The organism is Bacillus sp. FSL K6-3149, from assembly GCF_038630515.1.
GTDB lineage: Bacteria > Bacillota > Bacilli > Bacillales > Bacillaceae > Bacillus > Bacillus pumilus.
In genome coordinates, this window is sequence record NZ_CP152034.1 from 1,835,483 (window position 1) to 1,854,691 (window position 19,209).

Here is a 19,209-nt window from a genome sequence, read left to right on the forward strand (position 1 = left end):
TCAAAGAACAATGGATCTTTTGTGGAAAGGATTTAGATGATGAAACGTAGATGGATAATCATTGGAATGTGCCTCATTCTCGCATTATTAGGCCACTCCTTTTTCTTATATGAATATACGCAAGGCCGGTACATGACAGGAGATGGGGATGGCATCTCGCAAATGCTCCCATTTAAAAAGCTGCTGTACGACGAATATGTCAAAGGGAATTTCTTTTATTCCTATCAATTCGGTCTAGGCGGCGGTACATACACGCAATTAGGGTATTATTTCACTACGTCGACGGTCTTTATGGTGACAGTCGCTGTCGTCTGGCTGATGAATGCGCTCCATCTCATACAGTCAACGGACATTCATTTCTGGGCAAATGCCGTGATTTGGCTGAGTGTAATCAAGCTGACGCTTATTCTTTTCATCGCTTACCGTGTGCTTCTTTCAATGGTTCAAAATAGATTGGGTGCACTGACAGGTGCCGCAATCTATGGATTATCTATTGTATATTTCCGGCATCAAACGTTTTGGGAATTTTTCACCGACAGCATGATGTGGCTTCCGCTGCTTGTACTTGGGGTTGAGCGGATATTCAAAACGGGTAAGCCCGCTTGGTTTATTGCGAGTTGCAGTTTGATGCTGATCAACAACTTTTACTTTGCTTACATTCACTTTATCTTTTTAGCGATATATCTTGTCTTCAGATATATGATCAAGCTGCGAAGTGAGGAGCGCGGGTGGAAGGTGTTTTGGACGCTTGCGATCTCTACACTGTTATCCTTTGGGATCAGTGCCGCCTTTTTTATCCCGTCTGTTTATGGCTTTCTTAACAATATAAGACCGCCGTATGAACAGGCCATTCCTTGGTTCGAACTGCATGATCATCTGCTGTTTACGAGCAGGGTGTATTTATTACCCGTGATTTTTCTGATTTGTCTGTTTCTCGTACCGCTTTACCGGAACAGATGGTTTTTCATGTTCACATCCATCAGTATGCTGCTCATTGTTTTTCACTACAGTCCAAAGATGGCGAGCGTGTTTAATGGTTTTTCAGCACCGCAATACAGATTTGAGTACATTCTTGCCTTTACAGTTGGAGCGGTCGTTGCCATCACGATCAAGCATTTCTCACAAATCGAGTGGAAGTGGAAAAAGCGTGCGGTCTTAGGCGCTTGGATCGTGTTCCTTCTTGCTGTCGTCCTTTCAGAACGAGCAAAGGGAAACATGGATGTCGTTGTGTTTACGGGTATAGGACTGGTTGTGATCAGCTTGTTCTTCCTATGGATGCATGCCGAAAAACGTCAGCACCTTCGTCTCTTTTCAGCTGTGCTTATTGCCATCAGCTTACTGACAGCAGGCGTGTATCAGCAGGGATACTTATCTGAAAGAAGCAATATTAAGAGCGTATCAGATACGTATCTGAATAGTGAGGCATATGCTGGACATGAACAAATGAAGCTCATTCAGCAAATTCAAAGCCGCTCAAAAGATCCGCTCGCTCGGATTGATTGGATGAATGGCGTGCGCAACAATACCCCATTATTTGAAGGCTTTCAAGGCATGAGTGTGTATTCAAGTATATTGAATCAGCATTTGCTCAATTTCTATTGGAATGACCTGCAAATCGATATGGGACGGGAAAGTGTCAGCCGGTATGCAACAATGGGGGACAGGGCGAATTTATACAGCTTGACCTACGGAAAGTATTATATGAGAAACAGCATGATGCCTTACTCACCACCAGCTTATTTTAAGCCAATCTTGAAAAGTGAGCATTATGAGGTATATGAAAATACTCGGTCACTGCCATTTGCAAGAACAACGAGCACCGTTTATTCAGAACAATCCTTAAAGGATGCCTCAGCACTTGATAAAGAGCATGCGATGCTGCAAGGCGTCATTTTAGACAAAAAAGGAAACGCTGAAATCGAGCGCGCAGCAGATCGACTCAAAGATACGAATATTCATACGGAACAAGCTGTATACGAACATGGCGTGCTTGATGTATACGGAGAAATGGGCGGGCTGAATATCACCCTTCCAGATGATATCGCTCGTGCCGGGGATGTGTATGTGAGTTTTTATGTGAAGCGGACAGACCGTAATGAAGGGTTTCAGTTATCCATTGACGACTATGTTACATCTCGAAAAAGCAATACATCCATCTACAAAACAGGTGTCAATGAAGTGACGATTCGGGTCCCTGCGGAAAAGATCCTCTCCATTCGAGTACCAAAAGGGACATACGAGCTCAATCAACTGAAGCTGTATCAAGAACCTTACCGCGTCCTAGAGAAAGCATATGAAAAAGAAAAACAGGATGATGGCAACCAGCAAGTAAAGCTAAAAAATAACCGCTTTACGATTTCGTATGATAACAAGCGCGGTGATGACTACATGATTCTGCCTGTTCCATATGAAAAAGGCTGGGAGCTCACGGTGAACGGACAGCAGACTGATATTGAACAAGCCAATTACGCCTTTATCGGTTTTCCAATAGAAAAAGGGAAAAACGAGATTGTGCTAACCTACTATCCGCCTTATATCAGAATTCTTGCGTTGATTTCACTCGTCAGTTTGATTGGGGCGATCCTATATGCACGGAGACAACACAAGAAACACCACTTTCCATCATAAGTGGTGTTTTTTTGTCTTTCATCTCATACGTAAGTTTCTTCATCCCATTCAATCGTATATTCGTTCATTTTTTTATCAATATCGTTTTGAATACTTATGTGCTGAAGTAGCGCGTTCAATTCTTCTGTCCTCTTTCTTCGATCCTTTTCATAATAATAGAACGCATCTCGATCATCATGATCCCTTAGCATTTTTGCTAAGACCATGGCATCTTCTAGACTATACGATGCTCCTTGACCAACAAAAGGATTTGCTGTATGTACAGCATCACCTATAAGAACAACTCGTCCTTTTGACCACACAGGAAGATCCTTTATTTCATAGATACTTCTTGGAAAGAACATGTCTGTATGATCGATGATGTCAGATAGGTGTTTTGGAATGTTCCAATGTTCCATTTGTTTATATAATAACTGTCGAATGGTTTCTTTATTGGCTTTCTCAAAATGTTTTGTAGGTAACTTCTCAGGACACTGAGAGAAAGCTTGCCATAAAATATTCATTTTATTTGTTGGATGCGCTTTTCCAAAAATGAATTGAAAGTTTCCGTCATTGTAAAAATAACTTGTTGCCTCATCCAATACAAAATCCTTCACAAACGATACTCCTTGCAGTCCCCAAAAGCCGCTATAATCTAATTTAGCATTAAACGCAATAGCCTCTCTTGTTTTCGAAAAAGTTCCATCTGCTCCTATTACAATACAACCTGTTATCACAGTTTCATCTTCAAAAAGAACCTGAACGGAATGAGGCTGCTGTTTGATCGAGGTTAACTTTTTGTTGTATTTCACTTCTATTCCTTGACGGTGAACTTCTTTTAAAAGTGATTTGATGATTTGGTCTCTCATGACGTTCAGTAAAGGGGCATCATAATATTTTTCACTATAATTGTGAAAGATCGCTTCTACTTCATTTTCACTGTTTATTTGCTGGATCTTCTTTATCACTGTTGCATTTGCTATCACTTCATTTTTACACCCGATTTCATCCAAAATCTTTACCCCATTCGGAGACAGTAAAAAACCTGCTCCTGTTTCTAATTCTTCATCTGACCTGCTTTCATAAATCGTACTTTCCATCCCAGCCTTTTTTAAAAATAAAGAAGTAGCCAATCCTGCTACACCACTGCCGATAATGATCACATGTTGAGATTTCATTATTTCCCCTCCTCTTTTATAAACAGACCAGTCGGTTTATTTTAGTGCAAAAAAATAAGCTTTTTCATATAGGACAGCGTATCACAATTCCCCCTTTTCATTTGGTAATTAAAGTATATGATAATATGTTATAAATGATTTCGCAAGAATGAAACTAACCAATTTTTGATCAACTTCTTTTAAATAAAGTTAAAACCAACATGAAGGGGATAACAAAACATGAGCAAAGACACCGTGATAAAACACTATGAACACACCCTTGAATGGGTACAATCGCTAACGGAATTAACAGACAAAGAATGGCGCCGCGCCATTGCTGATGGGAAGTGGAGTATTGCTGAGATCATCGCACATTTTGTTCCGTGGGATGAATTTATTTTACATGATCGCCTAAAGGAATTTTGGAACGATCGGGCGTTATGTAAGGCACCTGATGTGCATGAAATGAATATACAGTCAGCCGAAAGGGCAAGACACGAAGAGAGAAGCGAGACGATCGGGCGATTTATTGCTATCAGAACAGAATTGCTTCAAGAAATGAAGAAAATCGAAGCATCTCGCTGGAATACATCCTTTTTGATCGGTCAAACCGAGCTGACGTTATCAAGTTATTTTCAAGGTTTAATTAAGCATGATCTTCATCATATGGAGCAGGTCAAACAAGCGCTCTCTACAAAAAGACGATAGAGAGTCACGAAGCTTCTTTCTCAAATGGAAACGTCGCATAATCAAATAAAAAATGAAATAGCCAAAGACTTAGCGCAAAGAGAATTTCTTCAGAAGTATTCAGCAAAATGCCGTCAACCAATTCGTCTGATAAGTAGACAGCACCCCAAATAAACAAAAGGTGAAGTAAAACGGCATAGAAAACGATGGATCGTTTTTTGGACCGGCATTTTCGAACAAACCGTATGAGCACATGTTCCAGATGTTCAAAAGAGATCCCGAGTACAACATAGATGCCCATAAACAGTAGCAGCGATAAAATCGATTGATAAAAAGCACCGGTCAAATGAAAGAACAGCACACAAAACAACAAAAATATGTAACAGATAGCTGATAGCGCCATGAGCCATTTCAGCCCTTGCCATAAAGCGTGAACAGATTGCTGCATAGGTGAACCAACACTCCTTTACATGAAGATACCTGCAAAAAGGACAGCCTTTTTGCAGGAAGGTTGGAATTAATCCTCTTTTTTAGGTGCAGCGATGACAGGATGTTTTTCAGTATCAAGCAATTTCAAGAATTCTTCGCCTTGATCTAAATGATCCAAAACAAGCTGTTTCGGTGTGACCGCAAGCCACTGATTGAGTGAAATGTCTGCATAATGATCGCTCTTAAAGATTTCTAAGAAATAGAGCGGTTCGTCGCCTGTATTTTCTACATAATGCCCCATCGCAAATGGCACATAGCCAACGTCTCCCGCCTGATAGTTAAAGGTTCTCGCATGTCCATCAGAAGCAAAGACCGTCATTCGTGCCTTTCCAGATATGAAATATTGCCATTCATCCGTATTTGGGTGCCAGTGCAGCTCACGAATGGCACCTGGATCAACTTTCACAAGAGCAGAGGCAATCGTTTTAGAGGCTTTGAAATTGGTAGAATCCGCAATCCACACTTGTCCCCCGCTTGACGTAATCGGCTCTTGCTTTAACAGCTCATATTTAAAGGAGTTCGGGACTTCTCCTTGCTCTGTTTTCACCTTGTCACACTCAAGGGAACCAGGAATTCCTTTTTGGAAAATATACTTCTCTTTCTCTGGCAGTTTCTCAAATTGCTCCTTTGTCATTCCAAAGTTTTGGAGTACAACTTCCTCCGGCGTATGGGCAAGCCAATCAGTCACTTGGAACGTACTATTTTCAGAGAAGGAACCATCATCAAACACAAGCAAGAATTCAGCTCCCGGTTCAAGTGCTTGAATAGAATGCGGCAAGCCTGAAGGGAAGTACCACAAATCCCCCTCGGTCACATCCTCTGTAAAATTGCGCCCCTCTGCATCAACCGATGTAATCCGGGCTTCCCCATAAATCATGTACGCCCATTCCGCTTCCTTATGCCAGTGCAGCTCGCGAATCGCACCAGGTTTTAGCCGCATGTTCACAGAGGCAAGACTTTTAGAAATTGGCAGTTCACGCACCGTTACCTCGCGGGCATAGCCGCCTTTTTCTAAACGGTTGTGCGTATCAGAAAAAGAATATTTCATGTTGGGAACCGTTCCATGATCGGTTTCTGGCGGCGTGAGCATATCTGGGTTTTGTCTGTCCCGCTCGAGATTACGTGGAATTTTGACCGTTGCTCCTTTTTCTCCTCGAATCGGCTGTGGTACACCATTTTGCTTTTCACTCATGATAAAATCCCCTTTCAACATCGTATTGTGTGAGGTGACAAAAGGCCTTTCATTTCGCCCTCGTTTTCATAAGGTGAAACGAATCAAGAAGATGTCAATCTGATTCATCATTTTTTTGAACAGCGACCAATCGTTGGATGAGTTTGCTTAATTCATCAAACTTTCGTTCAAAACGTGTCAGCAAATAAACCGTCAAAATGGCAGGAAAGCCAGCCTGACCGAGCTGCTTCAGCCATTCCTCCGAAAAAAAGGTCTCCATTTGTCTCACCTCCCAGCGGATGCTCGTCATCTTTATAAGTGGTATGAAAGAAGAAATTGGAAATCAAAGGGGGAGAAAATGAACCATTAGACCCGTTTTACAAAGTTTACTTTTTTTAACTTTTGTCCACTTAATGCAAGTAGAGAGAACAAAGGGGAGGATGCACATGGATTATCGGCTGTTATTGAAAGCAAAATGGAATGAAATCGTTGATCACCCGCTCATTCAGCAATTTTTAAGTAACCCTAAAAACCAGCAGCTGCTTAGGCAAGTCATGGAAGAGCCAAACGAAGAAAATGCGAAAAAACTAGATTCTGAGTTCAAGCAGTTTTATCAAAAAATCCGCATCATCAAGTATATTTCCACAATGATCCGCATCTTTTCAGTCGACTTTGACAAACGAGTCAAAAAAAAGCAGCAGCGTTTTCCGCTCATACTCGATCATCCTGATACGCAAGAAGTGAAAGATCCTGTTCAAACAGATACGTATGAAGCCGTGCTCTTCAACCAGCAAGACTTAGGGGAGCACCTGCAAGACAAAAGATTGTACAAGGCCTACCAGCAGCTCACAGACAAACAAAAAATGGTCTTAACCCATATTTATGTTGAAGGTCAAACAATGAAAGAAATAGCCGATCGGCTGGGCGAAACGAGACAAAACATCTCAAACATTCACAAAAAAGCGCTCAACAAACTAAAAGAAGAAACAGGGGGAGATGTCCGTGCACGAAGACAAAATGACCAATGGAGAAATGGAAGAACTCATTGAAACCTTCACACCCATGATCAAAAAGAAACTACAAAACACGGCATATCAAGAAAGAGAAGACCTCGAACAAGAACTTTACATCAAACTCATCGAAAAAGTAGACCGGCTGATTTACCAAGAAGGACCTGGCTTTTGGGAGTTTATTGTGGAATATATGACGAAGATGTAAGAGGAACTGATGGTGCGAATGTCAGGTGAACATAAAATCCCTGGAACATTCGCACCTTTTTATTCGACAAAACTGGGTAAAAATGTATATTTCGTGAAGAAGAAAACAAAATTCTTTATTGAAAGTTGAGGATTTTACCTATCATTTCCTAAAAAATGTTACAATTAGGGCAGAAATCGCAGTCGCACTCTACATGAGTGCGTGGATTGAAATTCGCCCTTTTTGTCGATCTTATAGCCTAAGTCTTGTCGCACTCTACATGAGTGCGTGGATTGAAATTTGAAAGCAACACTTCTAGTCTGTTTTGCTTTAAGGTCGCACTCTACATGAGTGCGTGGATTGAAATTTTACAAATAGTTTCTCCTGCAGCTTGTAAATATGTCGCACTCTACATGAGTGCGTGGATTGAAATAACGCTGAGGATGCACCAGAAGGAAAGAAAGACGCGTCGCACTCTACATGAGTGTGTGGATTGAAATACAGTAGCCGTATTAATTACAGGTCTTATATTTGTCGCACTCTATCTGAATGTGAGGAATAAAATTCTTGTCAGTAGGTAGCTTGAAAGATTTATTGACATTGCGCTTGAAATAGGTGTGAAAAACATAACTCTGTCTCAGCCATTTTATTAATGAATTCAAAGATGTTGATGAAGCAGCGAAATAAGTATGATTATCATCAGTAATAGTTTTTAATTAAATAGGATTAAGAGAGATTCGGTGCGAATGTCAGGTGAACATAAAATCCCTGGAACATTCGCACCTTTTTATTCGACAAAATGGGTAAAAATGTATATTTCGTGAAGGAGAAAACAAAATTCTTTATTGAAAGTTGAGGATTTTACCTATCATTTCCTAAAAAATGTTACAATTAGGGCAGAAATCGCAGTCGCACTCTATATGAGTGCGTGGATTGAAATCCCCAACTTTGTACACCGCCTATTGTTGGTAAGTGTCGCACTCTATATGAGTGCGTGGATTGAAATATGCTGTTTCCAAAGTCAATATTCATACGAGAAAGTCGCACTCTACATGAGTGCGCGATTTTAAATGATTGTCTCTTAAACGGTTATGGCCACCTCAAATCCATCTTCTTACAACATCCTCTTTCAAATAGCCATCAAATATACTGTTCATTTGTATAGTGAAAACATGACTCATTGCAGTCATGTTTTTTTTCTTCTTTTTCCTAAATAAACCTAAAAAAATCTCAAAATAAGTCGAAATGAAAAGTAGTCATTTAGATTCAAATTTTATCCATTCGTAATGAATGATGAAGGAGGAATTGGTTTGGGTGAAACGGAGCGAACCGGTAAAGTGGAGCAGCTGATCTTAGAGAATTATCAAAGATTAAACAGCATGATATCAGAAGAAGTGGACTTTGCTTCTAACCATGGAGGGCTGACAGGGGATTCTAGAGAAGTGATGTGGATGGAGTTTTTTCGGAAAATCATTCCTAAAAAATATTCAATAGCACAAGGTGTCATCATTATTGACTCAGATGGAAATCATTCTAACGAAGTCGATATTGCCGTATTTGATGAGCAGTATACGCCGTATGTGTTCCAACACAATTCGTTGAAGTTTATACCGATTGAGGCGGTTGCGGTTGCTATTGAATGTAAAAGCTCTAATTTGAAAGAAAAAGGTTTAGAAGAATGGTCTGAAAAAATAAAACAGTTAACACCAAAAACAACAGGAATTGCTAGAATGGCTACAGGTTACTTTACAAGTGAAAGTAACACACAAAAGAGGACGCGTCCTTTGCTCATTTTAGCAAGTAACTTTAAAAGAGAAGGAGACCAAACAATTTCAAGTAAAGCAGCTAAATTAGCGGCGTCCTTTGATTTCATGCTCATGAAAAAAAGCAATGAATTTCAATTGAAAGTACCTAATGAACATGAACATCTAAGATGGTGGTCAAACGAATTAAATTGTTTCAAACAAGAAAAACGATATAAGGAAGAAGAAAAATTTTTAGATGAAAACAAACTCAGCGATTTACGTATTGATGGATACGATCTGTTAACGCTGAACTTCCAATTAAATCAATTGCTGATGCTCATTAACAATCCCATGTTTTTCCCTCACTATGCATATGCCAAGCTGTTTCAGAAACAGATAACAAAGTGAAGAAAGGAGAGCGACATGACAAGGGAATCTAGAAAACCCAAAACCAATTGGCATGATGTGAAACATGCGATTGATACGAAAATCCATGAAGACCAAAGACTTTTTAAAGAGCCGCTTACTATTCATTTGGTTACGCCAATGTTTGGGGGAGGGCCCCAATCAAACTCAATTGATCAAGACAGACCGATTCGAGAAAGTGCAATTCGTGGACATCTTCGTTTCTGGTGGCGTGCAACTCGAGGAGCTGCCTGCAAAAATGCGAATGAATTATTTAAAAGAGAAGCAGAGATATTTGGTCATACAGAACAAGCGAGTCAAATTCAAGTGGTAACGCATTATGAGAAAGACGAATTGAAAAGAAATTCAAAATCATTTTTAAATAAGAAAAATCATCCTTTTCCACGGTATGTTCTTTCAAATATGAAAGATCAAACACCATACCTCATGAAGGCGCAATTTTCTTTAAATATCCGGTTATCTAAAAAAACAACCCAATTTGAGTTAATCAAAAAAGAAGTTGAAGCAGCATTATGGGCTTGGATCAACTTCGGTGGACTTGGGTCAAGAACGAGACGTGGGTGTGGCAGTTTATATTGCAAGCAATTTTCACCATACAACAAGAGGACAAAAAGCCAATTGGAAAAATGGTTTGAGCAAAAACTTTTAGAATATGACATCCAATTGCCAGCATCAAGTCGAGAATGGCCGACGCTTAGTCGTGAATTCAAAGTACAGGCATTTCCATCATCAATTATCTCAAGCTGGCGATCCGTCATTCAGACATATGAAACATTTCGAAGAAGATCAAACCCGAATAAAAAAATGGGGAGAAGTTGTTGGCCGGAAGCAGATACTATTCGTCTGTTAACAGGTAAGGCTAAATCAGGTCATGAAACCCCATATCCAAAAGAGAAACCATTTGAATATCAAGCATTTCCTAGAGCTCAATTTGGTTTGCCTATTCAGTTTCGATTTGCTCCTAAAGATAAGGGGAAAGACCCAAAACCTACAACGCTCCTACCTAAAGGAAAGGATCGTTTGGCTTCACCACTCATCTTAAAACCGTTAGCTATTAATCAAAAGGAATCAGTGGGCATGGTGATGGTGTTGCAGCAACCAAAGATCGAATCTTTATCGCTTTTAGGAAAAGGAAAGCCTTTGCCCGATGTAACAGATGAACAAAGTATCTACCCAACAACCACCTACTCAAACAACCCATTACAAGACGAGAGTGGCCGGACGCACTCATCGGCGATTCAAGCCTTTTTACATAGCAAGGAGGTGCAAACATTTTGTCAGAAGAATCACAAAAACAAACATTAATGCTATTTTCGATAGGGCCTGTTCAAGAATTTATTGCGCAAGCACGGCGGACGCGTGATTTATGGTTTGGCTCTTTTCTTCTATCTGAATTAAGTAAAGCAGGTGCGAAGAAATTTCAGGAACTGGGTGGAACGATTATTTTCCCTGTGTTCAACGAATCCTCTGCAGAACCAAACGACGCAGAACCAAACAATGCACCAAATAAAATATTGGGAGAAATTTCACACGAACAGCCTTCATCCATTGCAAGACAAGTAAAAAAAGCAATATATGACAAATGGAAGGAATACGCAGACTTTGTTAGAGAAATAGTTGATCCTTATATTCAAATAGGCACATGGAATCGACAAGTAGATGATTTAATAGAATTTTATGCTGTGTGGACTGAGATGCAAAATCAAGACAAAGCGGCAAAGGCGTCCGCAAGTTCATATCATATGGCTCTTCAAGAAGTCGAAGGTTTAATGGCGGCAAGGAAGACTTTAAGAGATTTTAAACAAAATGAGCCAAGGGCGTTATTCGGTGAACCAAAATCATCACTTGATGGTGGCCGGGAATCAGTTTTCCAAAAGCAAAAAACACCACAGCAAGTGGCGCAACTTGCTAAATGGGGAATTGGTGAACATGAATCATTAGATGCGATTTCAGTGATCAAACGATTATCTATACATAAGCACCCGAGTATGACCTTTCCATCAGTCTGCGATAAAGCGTTTGCTCCCTATCAAAACATGTTGAAACAAAATGAACAGAAGAAAGCTGCCACACAATATGTGAAAGATGTAGAAACATATCTTAAGAATATGAATCTAACAGTAGCTCCTCTTGATTTGAGTGAGGCATCGCTTTTTTATGAAAGAAGAATAGAAGATTATCTTGAACAACGTGGACTTGTCGGGACCACACGAACAGAAGCGAAAAATGACATCACACAGCTGCTCGAAAAATATTTCAAAGGTGAATACAGCAAGCATCATGGCCGGCCGATCAAACCACCAGTACCTTCACCTTACTATGCCTTTCTCATGGCGGATGGAGATAAGATGGGCAGCCAACTACGAAATATACAGCATGTAGAAAGCCATATTGCATTTTCTAAAACGCTCTCAACTTTTGCTTCAAAGGCTCGTGGGATTATTTCCAAATGTGAAGGTACATTGATCTATGGCGGTGGAGATGATGTCATGGCTTATGTACCGGTGCACCAATGCTTAGAAGCAGCTGGGAAATTACAAAGAGAATTTGTTTCAACGATGAAGGCTCATCAACATAGTGAGACACCTCCTTCGATTTCAATTGGCATCGCCATCGTTCATATGCTTGAGCCTCTTGAAGAAGTAAGAAGTATGGCACGCCAGGCTGAACAATATGCAAAACAAGAGCGAAATTCATTAGCGATTCATTTCCAAAAACGAGGCGGAGGAGACGCAATGAATATCTCAGTCTCATTTCAACTCGATCCAGTAGCGTCTATCCAAGAGATGACGACGTGGTTAAAGCAGTCTTATTTCACATCTGGCTTTGCATATGGCTTACGAGAGTTGTATCAAACATACGAACAGTCTTCATTTAAAAAACAGCCAGCAATTTTAGATGAACTCATTCCACTAGAGATAAGACGTCTTGCATTCAAAAAGAAAACGGAAGCAAAAACAGAGCAAGAAACGAAAGAGTGGATCGATCAATTGATTGCGAAGTATATACCGAAGAAGAATACATTAGAAGAATTACATACAATCGCTGAATGTATGATCATTGCTCTTCAACTAGAGGAGGTAAGTGGACATGCCTGAAAGATGGTTTCACATTCAACCGCTTGATCCGCTGCTTATTCGTGATGCACGCCCATTTCAAAGTGTACCGGGTATACGGGCGCGTTCATTAAACGATGTTCCGCCGAGTGTGGTCGCAGGAACACTTCGTACAGCACTAGCGAAGAAACGACAATCAATGAAACACACGACGCCACTTTCTTATTTTGCGAAATCTCTTGTGCGAGGTCCTTTATATCGCTGGCATGATCATTTATATGTGCCAATGCCTCATGACCTTGAGTTATTCGATGATGAGTATGGGATGAATCAAGTGAGACCAAAGCCAATGATGTCGGAAGGACAGAGCTTTTTTGGTACAGGAAAAACAGGTCGTTTTAGTGAGGCATTATGGCCGCCAATTGGAGCTGGTGCTCGTAAAAAAATGAAATCGCCGCCTGCTTTTGTATCACTAAAGTGGATGGTGAACTGGCTGACAGACGCAGTGGATGAGAGTCAGGTGAAGGAAGCCTTGACTGAATACCAACAAATGCAGAAGGAAAATCATTCTTTCAAAAAGGAAACACCACCGGCATTTATTCCAGCATTACAGCGTCAGGAACGAACACAAATTGAGGTGGAGACTGGCAGTAAAAAGGCAAAAGATCAGCATCTATTTTCAACAGAATCGCTCTTATTCCCAGATGACTTTAAACTGGAGGCGGGAATAGAGTTATCTACTGAAGAGTCAGAAGGATTAAAGCCTTTCTCAGGCATTCACCCGATCGGTGGTGAACGGCGGCTGGCTCATATAGAAGACAGGCCACATGTATACCAACAAGATTGGACATGTCCAGATATGATTAAAGAATCGCTTAAGAACAAGGCGTATGTTCGCATGATATTGGCGACACCTGCTTATTTCAGTAAAGGATGGCAGCCCGGATGGCTGGATGAACAGCTCATGTCAAAACCACTATTTGATACAAATGTACGACTCAAATTGGTTTGGGCATCTGTTCCATATTGGCAGCCTATCTCTGGATGGAGTTTAGCAAATAAAGACAAAGGGCGTGAAAAAGCAATACGCCGCTTAGTCCCTGCGGGTAGCGTTTACTTCTTTACAGTAGAAGAAGGAGATCCAGCAGAACTGGCCGAAAAAATGTGGCTTCAATCAGTATCCGATCGTAACCGGCGCAAAGAAGCGTTTGATCGTGAAGATGGCTGCGGGTTAGCACTTTGGGGAACATGGAAGCCGAATGAATAAGAGGAGTGAGATGATGGAAGCAAGCCGTTGGTTTTGGATACATTGTTTATCCCCCCTTCATATTGGAGCGGGTGAAGGAGTTGGCGTGATTGATATGCCCATTCAACGAGAAAAAGTAACAGAATGGCCGATTATACCTGGAAGCAGTATCAAAGGCGTGCAGCGTGAACATTATCGCGCGAAAGGACAAGACACATTCGTACAAAAAGTATTTGGTACACAAGGAGATCAAGATGGAAGCGCAGGAGCAGTCGTCATGACAGATGGCCGGTTATTTTCATTCCCGGTGGCGAGTAGATACGGTACATTTGGATATGTGGCAAGTCCACTCATATTGAAAAGATTAGCCCGCGATGCAAAAGCATTAGGCGTATCGCTGGATATCCCTGATCTCATCGAAGAATCGAGCACGCTAGTCACCATGATTTCTAAATTAGTAGAGAATGACGAATTATATCTAGGTGAATTTCAAGGGGCTGCGAAAAAATCTCCACAACTAACCGATTTTGCTGAACAGATGGCCAAACTTTTATTCGACGATAAACAATCACAAACTCTTTGGATAGAACGATTTGTGATTGTAAGTGATGACGTTTTTCAATACATTGTCACCATGAATTCTGAAGTGACACCTCGTATTAGAATTGATCATGAAACCCAAACAGTTAGTAAAGGTGCTCTCTGGTATGAAGAGTATGTACCGGCAGAAGCCATATTTTATGGGCTCATGTGGTGTGATCGTGTCGATGGAAGCAATAATTTATCCGTTAGACATCAACTTTTAAATCAACTAGAAAAACAGATGTATCTTCAATTAGGTGGAAACACAAACGTAGGTAAAGGAAGAGTATCCTGGCGTATGACAGGAGGGGAGGGATCATGAAACTCATTCAACATCATTATGCTGAGAAAGCGTATCAACATGTGATGAATGCCAAAACGAATGAGGAGAATTTCTCAAATCAATATGGACAACTCTGTCACAGATTCGCCTCAATGATCTTAACAAATGGATTAAGGCTCACCATTACATTTTTTGAAGCAAAATCAAAAAAAGGAAATGCTTATCAACAATTCGTTCAGGATATAAAAGAAACACTGGATATACAAGGAGATTGGTCAGCTTCCAATCGAGATTACTTAATCAAATCAAGACAAGCTTTAAATGCATCTGTTTGGTTAAAAAGATATGCGGAATCTATTTTAAAGGTGGAACAAGGGGCGGAGAATGTGGAGGACATCCAATGAATCTGTCATTAACCTTAAACAAAAGCAAATGGGAGATTGATGGTTCTACATTGTCGGACATCATAAAGGACAGCTCGAAGAAGCAGTCATTTTATGAAAATGTGATTAGTTTGCATCAAGAACAGTGGGAAAAATACAATCACTTGCTGTATGAAAAATTTGTGGAGCGATATTATACCGATACGAACCTCACATGCTTAGTCAAGTCCATATCGCCGTTAGTCATTGGACATGGAGGAGAGGGTGTACTTGAAACGGGATTGTTATTACACCCGATATACGGCGTTCCTTATTTACCAGGAACAGCTTTAAAAGGTGTAGCCTCTCATTATGCCCACTCTGTATTAGGTGAAAACTTTCCTGAACTAAAACAAGGTGGTAGTGATTACAACACATTGTTTGGAACAAACGAACGTGCTGGCATCATCGAATTTCATGATGCGCTCATGATGCCTGAGACGGTAGGAGAAGCATTCAAAGTGGATGTGATGACACCACATCATTCAGACTACAACAGCGTCAAGCTAGATAAGATGAACAAAGGGGGAAGTGTTCCAGCCCCTCGAGACGATGACTCACCAACACCGATTCATTTCTTAACGGTGGTCAACAGCCGCTTTCAACTTCTATTGAAAACAAAAAAGAATCTATCAGAAGATGCGGAATGGCTCGAACTCGCCAAAACCATCTTACTAGGCGCTTTAGAACACGAAGGAATCGGTGCTAAAACAAATGCAGGTTATGGAAGACTTAAAATGGACGACGTCATCTAAGACTAAGTGCGAATGTGAGGTGAACATAAAATCCCTGGAACATTCGCACCGTTTCATTTGACGAAAATGGTAAATGATGTATATTTTTTAGAGAGGAAAACAAAATTCTATATAGAAACTTGAGGATTTTGACGATCATTTCCTAAAAAATGTTATAATTAGGGCGGAAATCGCAGTCGCACTCTATATGAGTGCGTGGATTGAAATTTGTAAGTAGCCGTGCTTTCACCATAGTTTTGCGTCGCACTCTATATGAGTGCGTGGATTGAAATCTCTCAATTTGATAGTTAACTTGTTGCTTAAAAGTCGATGGTTCAGCTTGATGTTTTTTTCAAATCGCACTCTATATGAGTATGAGGAGTAAAATTCTTATCAGAAGGTAGCTTGAAAGATATATTGACAATTGCGCTTGATATAGGTGTGAAAAACATAACTCTGTCTCAGCCTTTTTATTAATGAATTCAAAGCTGTTGATGAAACAGCGAAATAAGTATGATTATCATCAGTAATAGTTTTTTTAAAATAGGATTAAGAAAGATTCGGTGCGAATGTGAGGTGAACATAAAATTCCTGGGACATTCGCACCTTTTTATTCGACAAAATTGAGAAAAAATGTATATTATTTAGAGGTGAAAACAAAATTCCATATAGAAAATTGAGGGTTTTGGCTATCATTCCCTAAAAAATGTTATAATTAGGGCAGAAATCGCAGTCGCACTCTACATGAGTGCGTGGATTGAAATATCATTGTGGAAATAGCTTAATCCTAAGTTATACGTCGCACTCTACATGAGTGCGTGGATTGAAATTTCATGGCTGCTCCTTTCCGACAAATAAAAAACGGTCGCACTCTACATGAGTGCGTGGATTGAAATCTATCTGATCCAATTCTATTTTCACGTGTTTCAGGTCGCACTCTACATGAGTGGATGGATTAATAATTGTGAAAACATAACTCTGCCTCCTGCCTCAGTAGTCATGAATCTAATTGGATTCAATTGTTGCTGAAATATAAAGAAGTATGATTAACAAGTTTCAATAGATTTCATACTAATAAAAAGTCGGTGCGAATGTGAGATGAACATAAAATCCTTGGAACATTCGCACCGTTTAATTCGACAAAAATGAGAAAAAATGTATATTTTTTAAGAGTGAAAACAAAATTCTATATAGAAACTTGTGGGTTTTGACGATTATTACCTAAAAAATGTTATAATTAGGGCGGAAATCGCAGTCGCACTTTATATGAGTGCGTGGATTGAAATCTTTCCATCCATTTCAATTTTCTTTCGGATGGGGTAATGTCGCACTCTATATGAGTGTGTGGATTGAAATCTCTACTTCAAGAGCTGAGTGTTGTAAATTCTGGGTCGCACTCTACATGAGTACGTGGATTGAAATTTATGTATTTCCACTACTGTTCCTTCCCCATATAAGTCGCACTTAACATAAGTGCGTGGATTGAAATAATTCCCTCCATCCATCACAATTTTTTGGCTTAGTCGAACTTTACATGAATTAACATAACTCTGCCTCCTGCCTCAGTAGTCATGAATCTAATTGAATTCAATTGTTGCTGAAATATAAATAAGTATGATTAACAAGTTTCAATAGATTTCATACTAAGAAAAAGTCGGTGCGAATGTGAGGTGAACATAAAATCCCTGGAACATTCGCACCTATTCATTCGACAAAAATGAGAAAAAATGTATATTTTTTAAGAGTGAAAACAAACTTCTATATAGAAACTTAAGGATTTTGACGATCATCCCCTAAAAAATGTTATAATTAGGGCGGAAATCGCAGTCGCACTCTACATGAGTGCGTGAATTGAAATTTCCCCAACTCCTTCAAAGTCTAGCTCTTCTAAAGTCGCACTCTACATGAGTGCGTGAATTGAAATGTTTGTGACGTTTTCAGCTCATTACCCCACACACGTCGCACTCTACATGAGTGCGTGAATTGAAATAAAATCAATTCTTCAATATCAACGGCTGCACGCGTCGCACTCTACATGAGTGCGTGAATTGAAATATCTCTTCTCGGATCACGCGGTCTAGCCATTACAGTCGCACTCTACATGAGTGCGTGGATTGAAATTCGGCCGTTTCCCGTACCGTACAATCGTAGTCAGTGTCGCACTCTACATGAGTGCATAGATCACAGTGTCTTAGTTTTATACAAATTCAACTACCTATCCAGTTCAAAATCTACACAAAATGATTAATCAATAATGTACGTCCCCTCCTAAATCCAAGCCCTACACAACAAAAAAAGACTCGCTCACACAGAGCCGAGTCTTAATTTTTTTTGCAGTTTTTCTTCACTGAAAATCCAGCCGGTATAGGAATTTTTGATTTGGTGGTCCATGTCGATATGGCAGATTGCGACAAAAGGATAATGACCTTTGCTTCGGTAGCGCAAATCAATGAACCGCACCTCATAATGATCCTTGAATTTATCCACTTCCCACCGATAGACAGGAGAGAAGGAGAGAAAGGCTGAAATGTTTTCATCTTGCTTAGCAATTTTCATAATTTCAGTATCAGGGACCGGCACACGGTTAAAGGTGTCTAAAATGACGACTTCTCCATTCATACTGCGCCCAACATGGAAAGAGGATTTACATTTCACGGCAATGCGCCATTGTCTGAACTTCATTGTAGGCGAAATAATAATCTCTTCAATTTCATCGAATTGTGCACGCAGCTGATGTTTAATCTGAAGCTGCATGATCACCCTGACGATATAGTAACAAAAAATCACCGCATACAGCGTAATGAACGTATAGCCGGGATGCCCGCCAATCGCCCATACGACAATGGCGACAAGGTGTGTAAAAAAGATAAACGGATCAAACGTGTTAATGATCCCAAGTGCTACCCATTTCTTTGAAAATGGACGAATGGCCTGTGTGCCGTATGCATTGAATATATCGACAAACACATGAAGCACAACGGCTAATAGGGTCCATAACCAGAGGTGAAGTAAATTCGCCCCTGGCACAAATGGGAAAATCACAGCCGGAATCAGCAATGACCAAAACAGTACAGCCGGAATGGAATGTGTAAATCCTCGGTGATTTCTTATATAAACCGCATTATTTTTTAGTTTTAGCACAGTATCAATGTCTGGTGCTTGGGAGCCGGCGATGGTCGCGATCATCACGGCATGTGCCATGTGTGGATCTGCGCTGACGGCTGGATCTAAAAGTGCAAGTCCCCCAAGAGAAATGCCCATTACTACATGAGTACCAGTGTCCAATTGATTACCTCCTAGTTGTCATGCTTAGGAACAATCATACAAAGTATACGTCTCCAATCAAGACTATGTGCAAAATCACTTTTGCTTTATCCCGATTTAATGTAACATGTTAACGTATCTAC

Annotated in this window: 16 protein-coding genes and 2 CRISPR repeat arrays; of the genes, 11 read left to right on the top strand and 5 right to left on the bottom strand. The window is 40.2% G+C overall.

All coding sequences use genetic code 11. The features are described 5' to 3' along the window. Nucleotides 1-36 precede the first annotated feature (36 nt). Nucleotides 37-2,628, top strand: a complete 2,592-nt coding sequence (locus MHB83_RS09160) for a YfhO family protein (protein WP_342496255.1) — start codon at nucleotides 37-39, stop codon at nucleotides 2,626-2,628. A gap of 23 nt (nucleotides 2,629-2,651) precedes the next feature. On the opposite strand, the gene MHB83_RS09165 is transcribed toward MHB83_RS09160, so the two are convergent. Beyond that, nucleotides 2,652-3,785, bottom strand: a complete 1,134-nt coding sequence (locus MHB83_RS09165) for an NAD(P)/FAD-dependent oxidoreductase (RefSeq protein WP_342496256.1) — start codon at nucleotides 3,783-3,785, stop codon at nucleotides 2,652-2,654. A 219-nt stretch (nucleotides 3,786-4,004) separates the two neighbouring features. On the opposite strand from MHB83_RS09165, the gene MHB83_RS09170 reads away from it, so the two are divergent. Beyond that, the gene (locus tag MHB83_RS09170; RefSeq protein ID WP_342496257.1) at nucleotides 4,005-4,472 is read left to right on the top strand and encodes a DinB family protein; all 468 of its coding nucleotides are present in this window, start codon (nucleotides 4,005-4,007) and stop codon (nucleotides 4,470-4,472) included. 4 nt (nucleotides 4,473-4,476) lie between these two features. Here the strand turns inward: MHB83_RS09170 and MHB83_RS09175 are convergent, their stop codons facing one another. The 3 genes from MHB83_RS09175 to MHB83_RS09185 form a co-directional block, all read right to left on the bottom strand. Beyond that, on the bottom strand, nucleotides 4,477-4,899 hold the full coding sequence (locus MHB83_RS09175) for a regulatory YrvL family protein (protein ID WP_342496258.1): 423 nt from the start codon (nucleotides 4,897-4,899) through the stop codon (nucleotides 4,477-4,479). A 69-nt stretch (nucleotides 4,900-4,968) separates the two neighbouring features. Then, nucleotides 4,969-6,132: an oxalate decarboxylase family bicupin gene (locus tag MHB83_RS09180; protein WP_008341972.1), complete on the bottom strand. Its 1,164-nt coding sequence runs from the start codon at nucleotides 6,130-6,132 to the stop codon at nucleotides 4,969-4,971. 94 nt (nucleotides 6,133-6,226) lie between these two features. Then, nucleotides 6,227-6,391: a YvrJ family protein gene (locus MHB83_RS09185; protein ID WP_003217819.1), complete on the bottom strand. Its 165-nt coding sequence runs from the start codon at nucleotides 6,389-6,391 to the stop codon at nucleotides 6,227-6,229. A 166-nt stretch (nucleotides 6,392-6,557) separates the two neighbouring features. On the opposite strand from MHB83_RS09185, the gene MHB83_RS09190 reads away from it, so the two are divergent. The 9 genes from MHB83_RS09190 to cmr6 all read left to right on the top strand — a co-directional run bounded on the left by MHB83_RS09190 (nucleotide 6,558) and on the right by cmr6 (nucleotide 15,823). After that, entirely contained in the window at nucleotides 6,558-7,160 is a 603-nt protein-coding gene (locus tag MHB83_RS09190) for a sigma-70 family RNA polymerase sigma factor (protein ID WP_342496259.1), read from the top strand. Beyond that, the gene (rsoA, locus tag MHB83_RS09195; RefSeq protein WP_151284160.1) at nucleotides 7,108-7,329 is read left to right on the top strand and encodes a sigma-O factor regulator RsoA; all 222 of its coding nucleotides are present in this window, start codon (nucleotides 7,108-7,110) and stop codon (nucleotides 7,327-7,329) included. The genes MHB83_RS09190 and rsoA overlap by 53 nt, the downstream gene beginning before the upstream one ends. Nucleotides 7,330-7,510: 181 nt before the next feature. Beyond that, nucleotides 7,511-7,873: a CRISPR direct-repeat array (repeat unit 32 nt; unit sequence GTCGCACTCTACATGAGTGCGTGGATTGAAAT). Nucleotides 7,874-8,618: 745 nt separating this feature from the next. After that, nucleotides 8,619-9,461, top strand: coding sequence for a DUF6602 domain-containing protein (locus MHB83_RS09200; protein ID WP_309217518.1), 843 nt, complete (start codon nucleotides 8,619-8,621; stop codon nucleotides 9,459-9,461). Between the two features lie 57 nt (nucleotides 9,462-9,518). Continuing rightward, nucleotides 9,519-10,784, top strand: coding sequence for a type III-B CRISPR module RAMP protein Cmr1 (gene cmr1, locus MHB83_RS09205; RefSeq protein WP_340900770.1), 1,266 nt, complete (start codon nucleotides 9,519-9,521; stop codon nucleotides 10,782-10,784). Then, entirely contained in the window at nucleotides 10,754-12,577 is a 1,824-nt protein-coding gene (cas10, locus tag MHB83_RS09210) for a type III-B CRISPR-associated protein Cas10/Cmr2 (RefSeq protein ID WP_342496260.1), read from the top strand. The genes cmr1 and cas10 overlap by 31 nt, the downstream gene beginning before the upstream one ends. Continuing rightward, on the top strand, nucleotides 12,570-13,802 hold the full coding sequence (gene cmr3 / locus MHB83_RS09215; protein WP_251191509.1) for a type III-B CRISPR module-associated protein Cmr3: 1,233 nt from the start codon (nucleotides 12,570-12,572) through the stop codon (nucleotides 13,800-13,802). Before cas10 ends, cmr3 begins: the two co-directional genes overlap by 8 nt. Before the next feature lie 13 nt (nucleotides 13,803-13,815). Then, nucleotides 13,816-14,685: a type III-B CRISPR module RAMP protein Cmr4 gene (gene cmr4 / locus MHB83_RS09220; RefSeq protein ID WP_233421727.1), complete on the top strand. Its 870-nt coding sequence runs from the start codon at nucleotides 13,816-13,818 to the stop codon at nucleotides 14,683-14,685. Continuing rightward, entirely contained in the window at nucleotides 14,682-15,050 is a 369-nt protein-coding gene (cmr5, locus tag MHB83_RS09225; RefSeq protein WP_339165311.1) for a type III-B CRISPR module-associated protein Cmr5, read from the top strand. Before cmr4 ends, cmr5 begins: the two co-directional genes overlap by 4 nt. Next, a complete protein-coding gene (gene cmr6 / locus MHB83_RS09230) occupies nucleotides 15,047-15,823 on the top strand; it encodes a type III-B CRISPR module RAMP protein Cmr6 (RefSeq protein WP_342496261.1) in 777 nt (258 codons plus the stop codon). The genes cmr5 and cmr6 overlap by 4 nt, the downstream gene beginning before the upstream one ends. 1,805 nt (nucleotides 15,824-17,628) lie before the next feature. Continuing rightward, a CRISPR array of direct repeats spans nucleotides 17,629-17,981; the repeat unit is 23 nt; unit sequence GTCGCACTCTACATGAGTGCGTG. Nucleotides 17,982-18,106: 125 nt separating this feature from the next. On the opposite strand, the gene MHB83_RS09235 is transcribed toward cmr6, so the two are convergent. Next, on the bottom strand, nucleotides 18,107-19,087 hold the full coding sequence (locus MHB83_RS09235) for a metal-dependent hydrolase (RefSeq protein WP_335356032.1): 981 nt from the start codon (nucleotides 19,085-19,087) through the stop codon (nucleotides 18,107-18,109). Nucleotides 19,088-19,209: the final 122 nt, after the last annotated feature.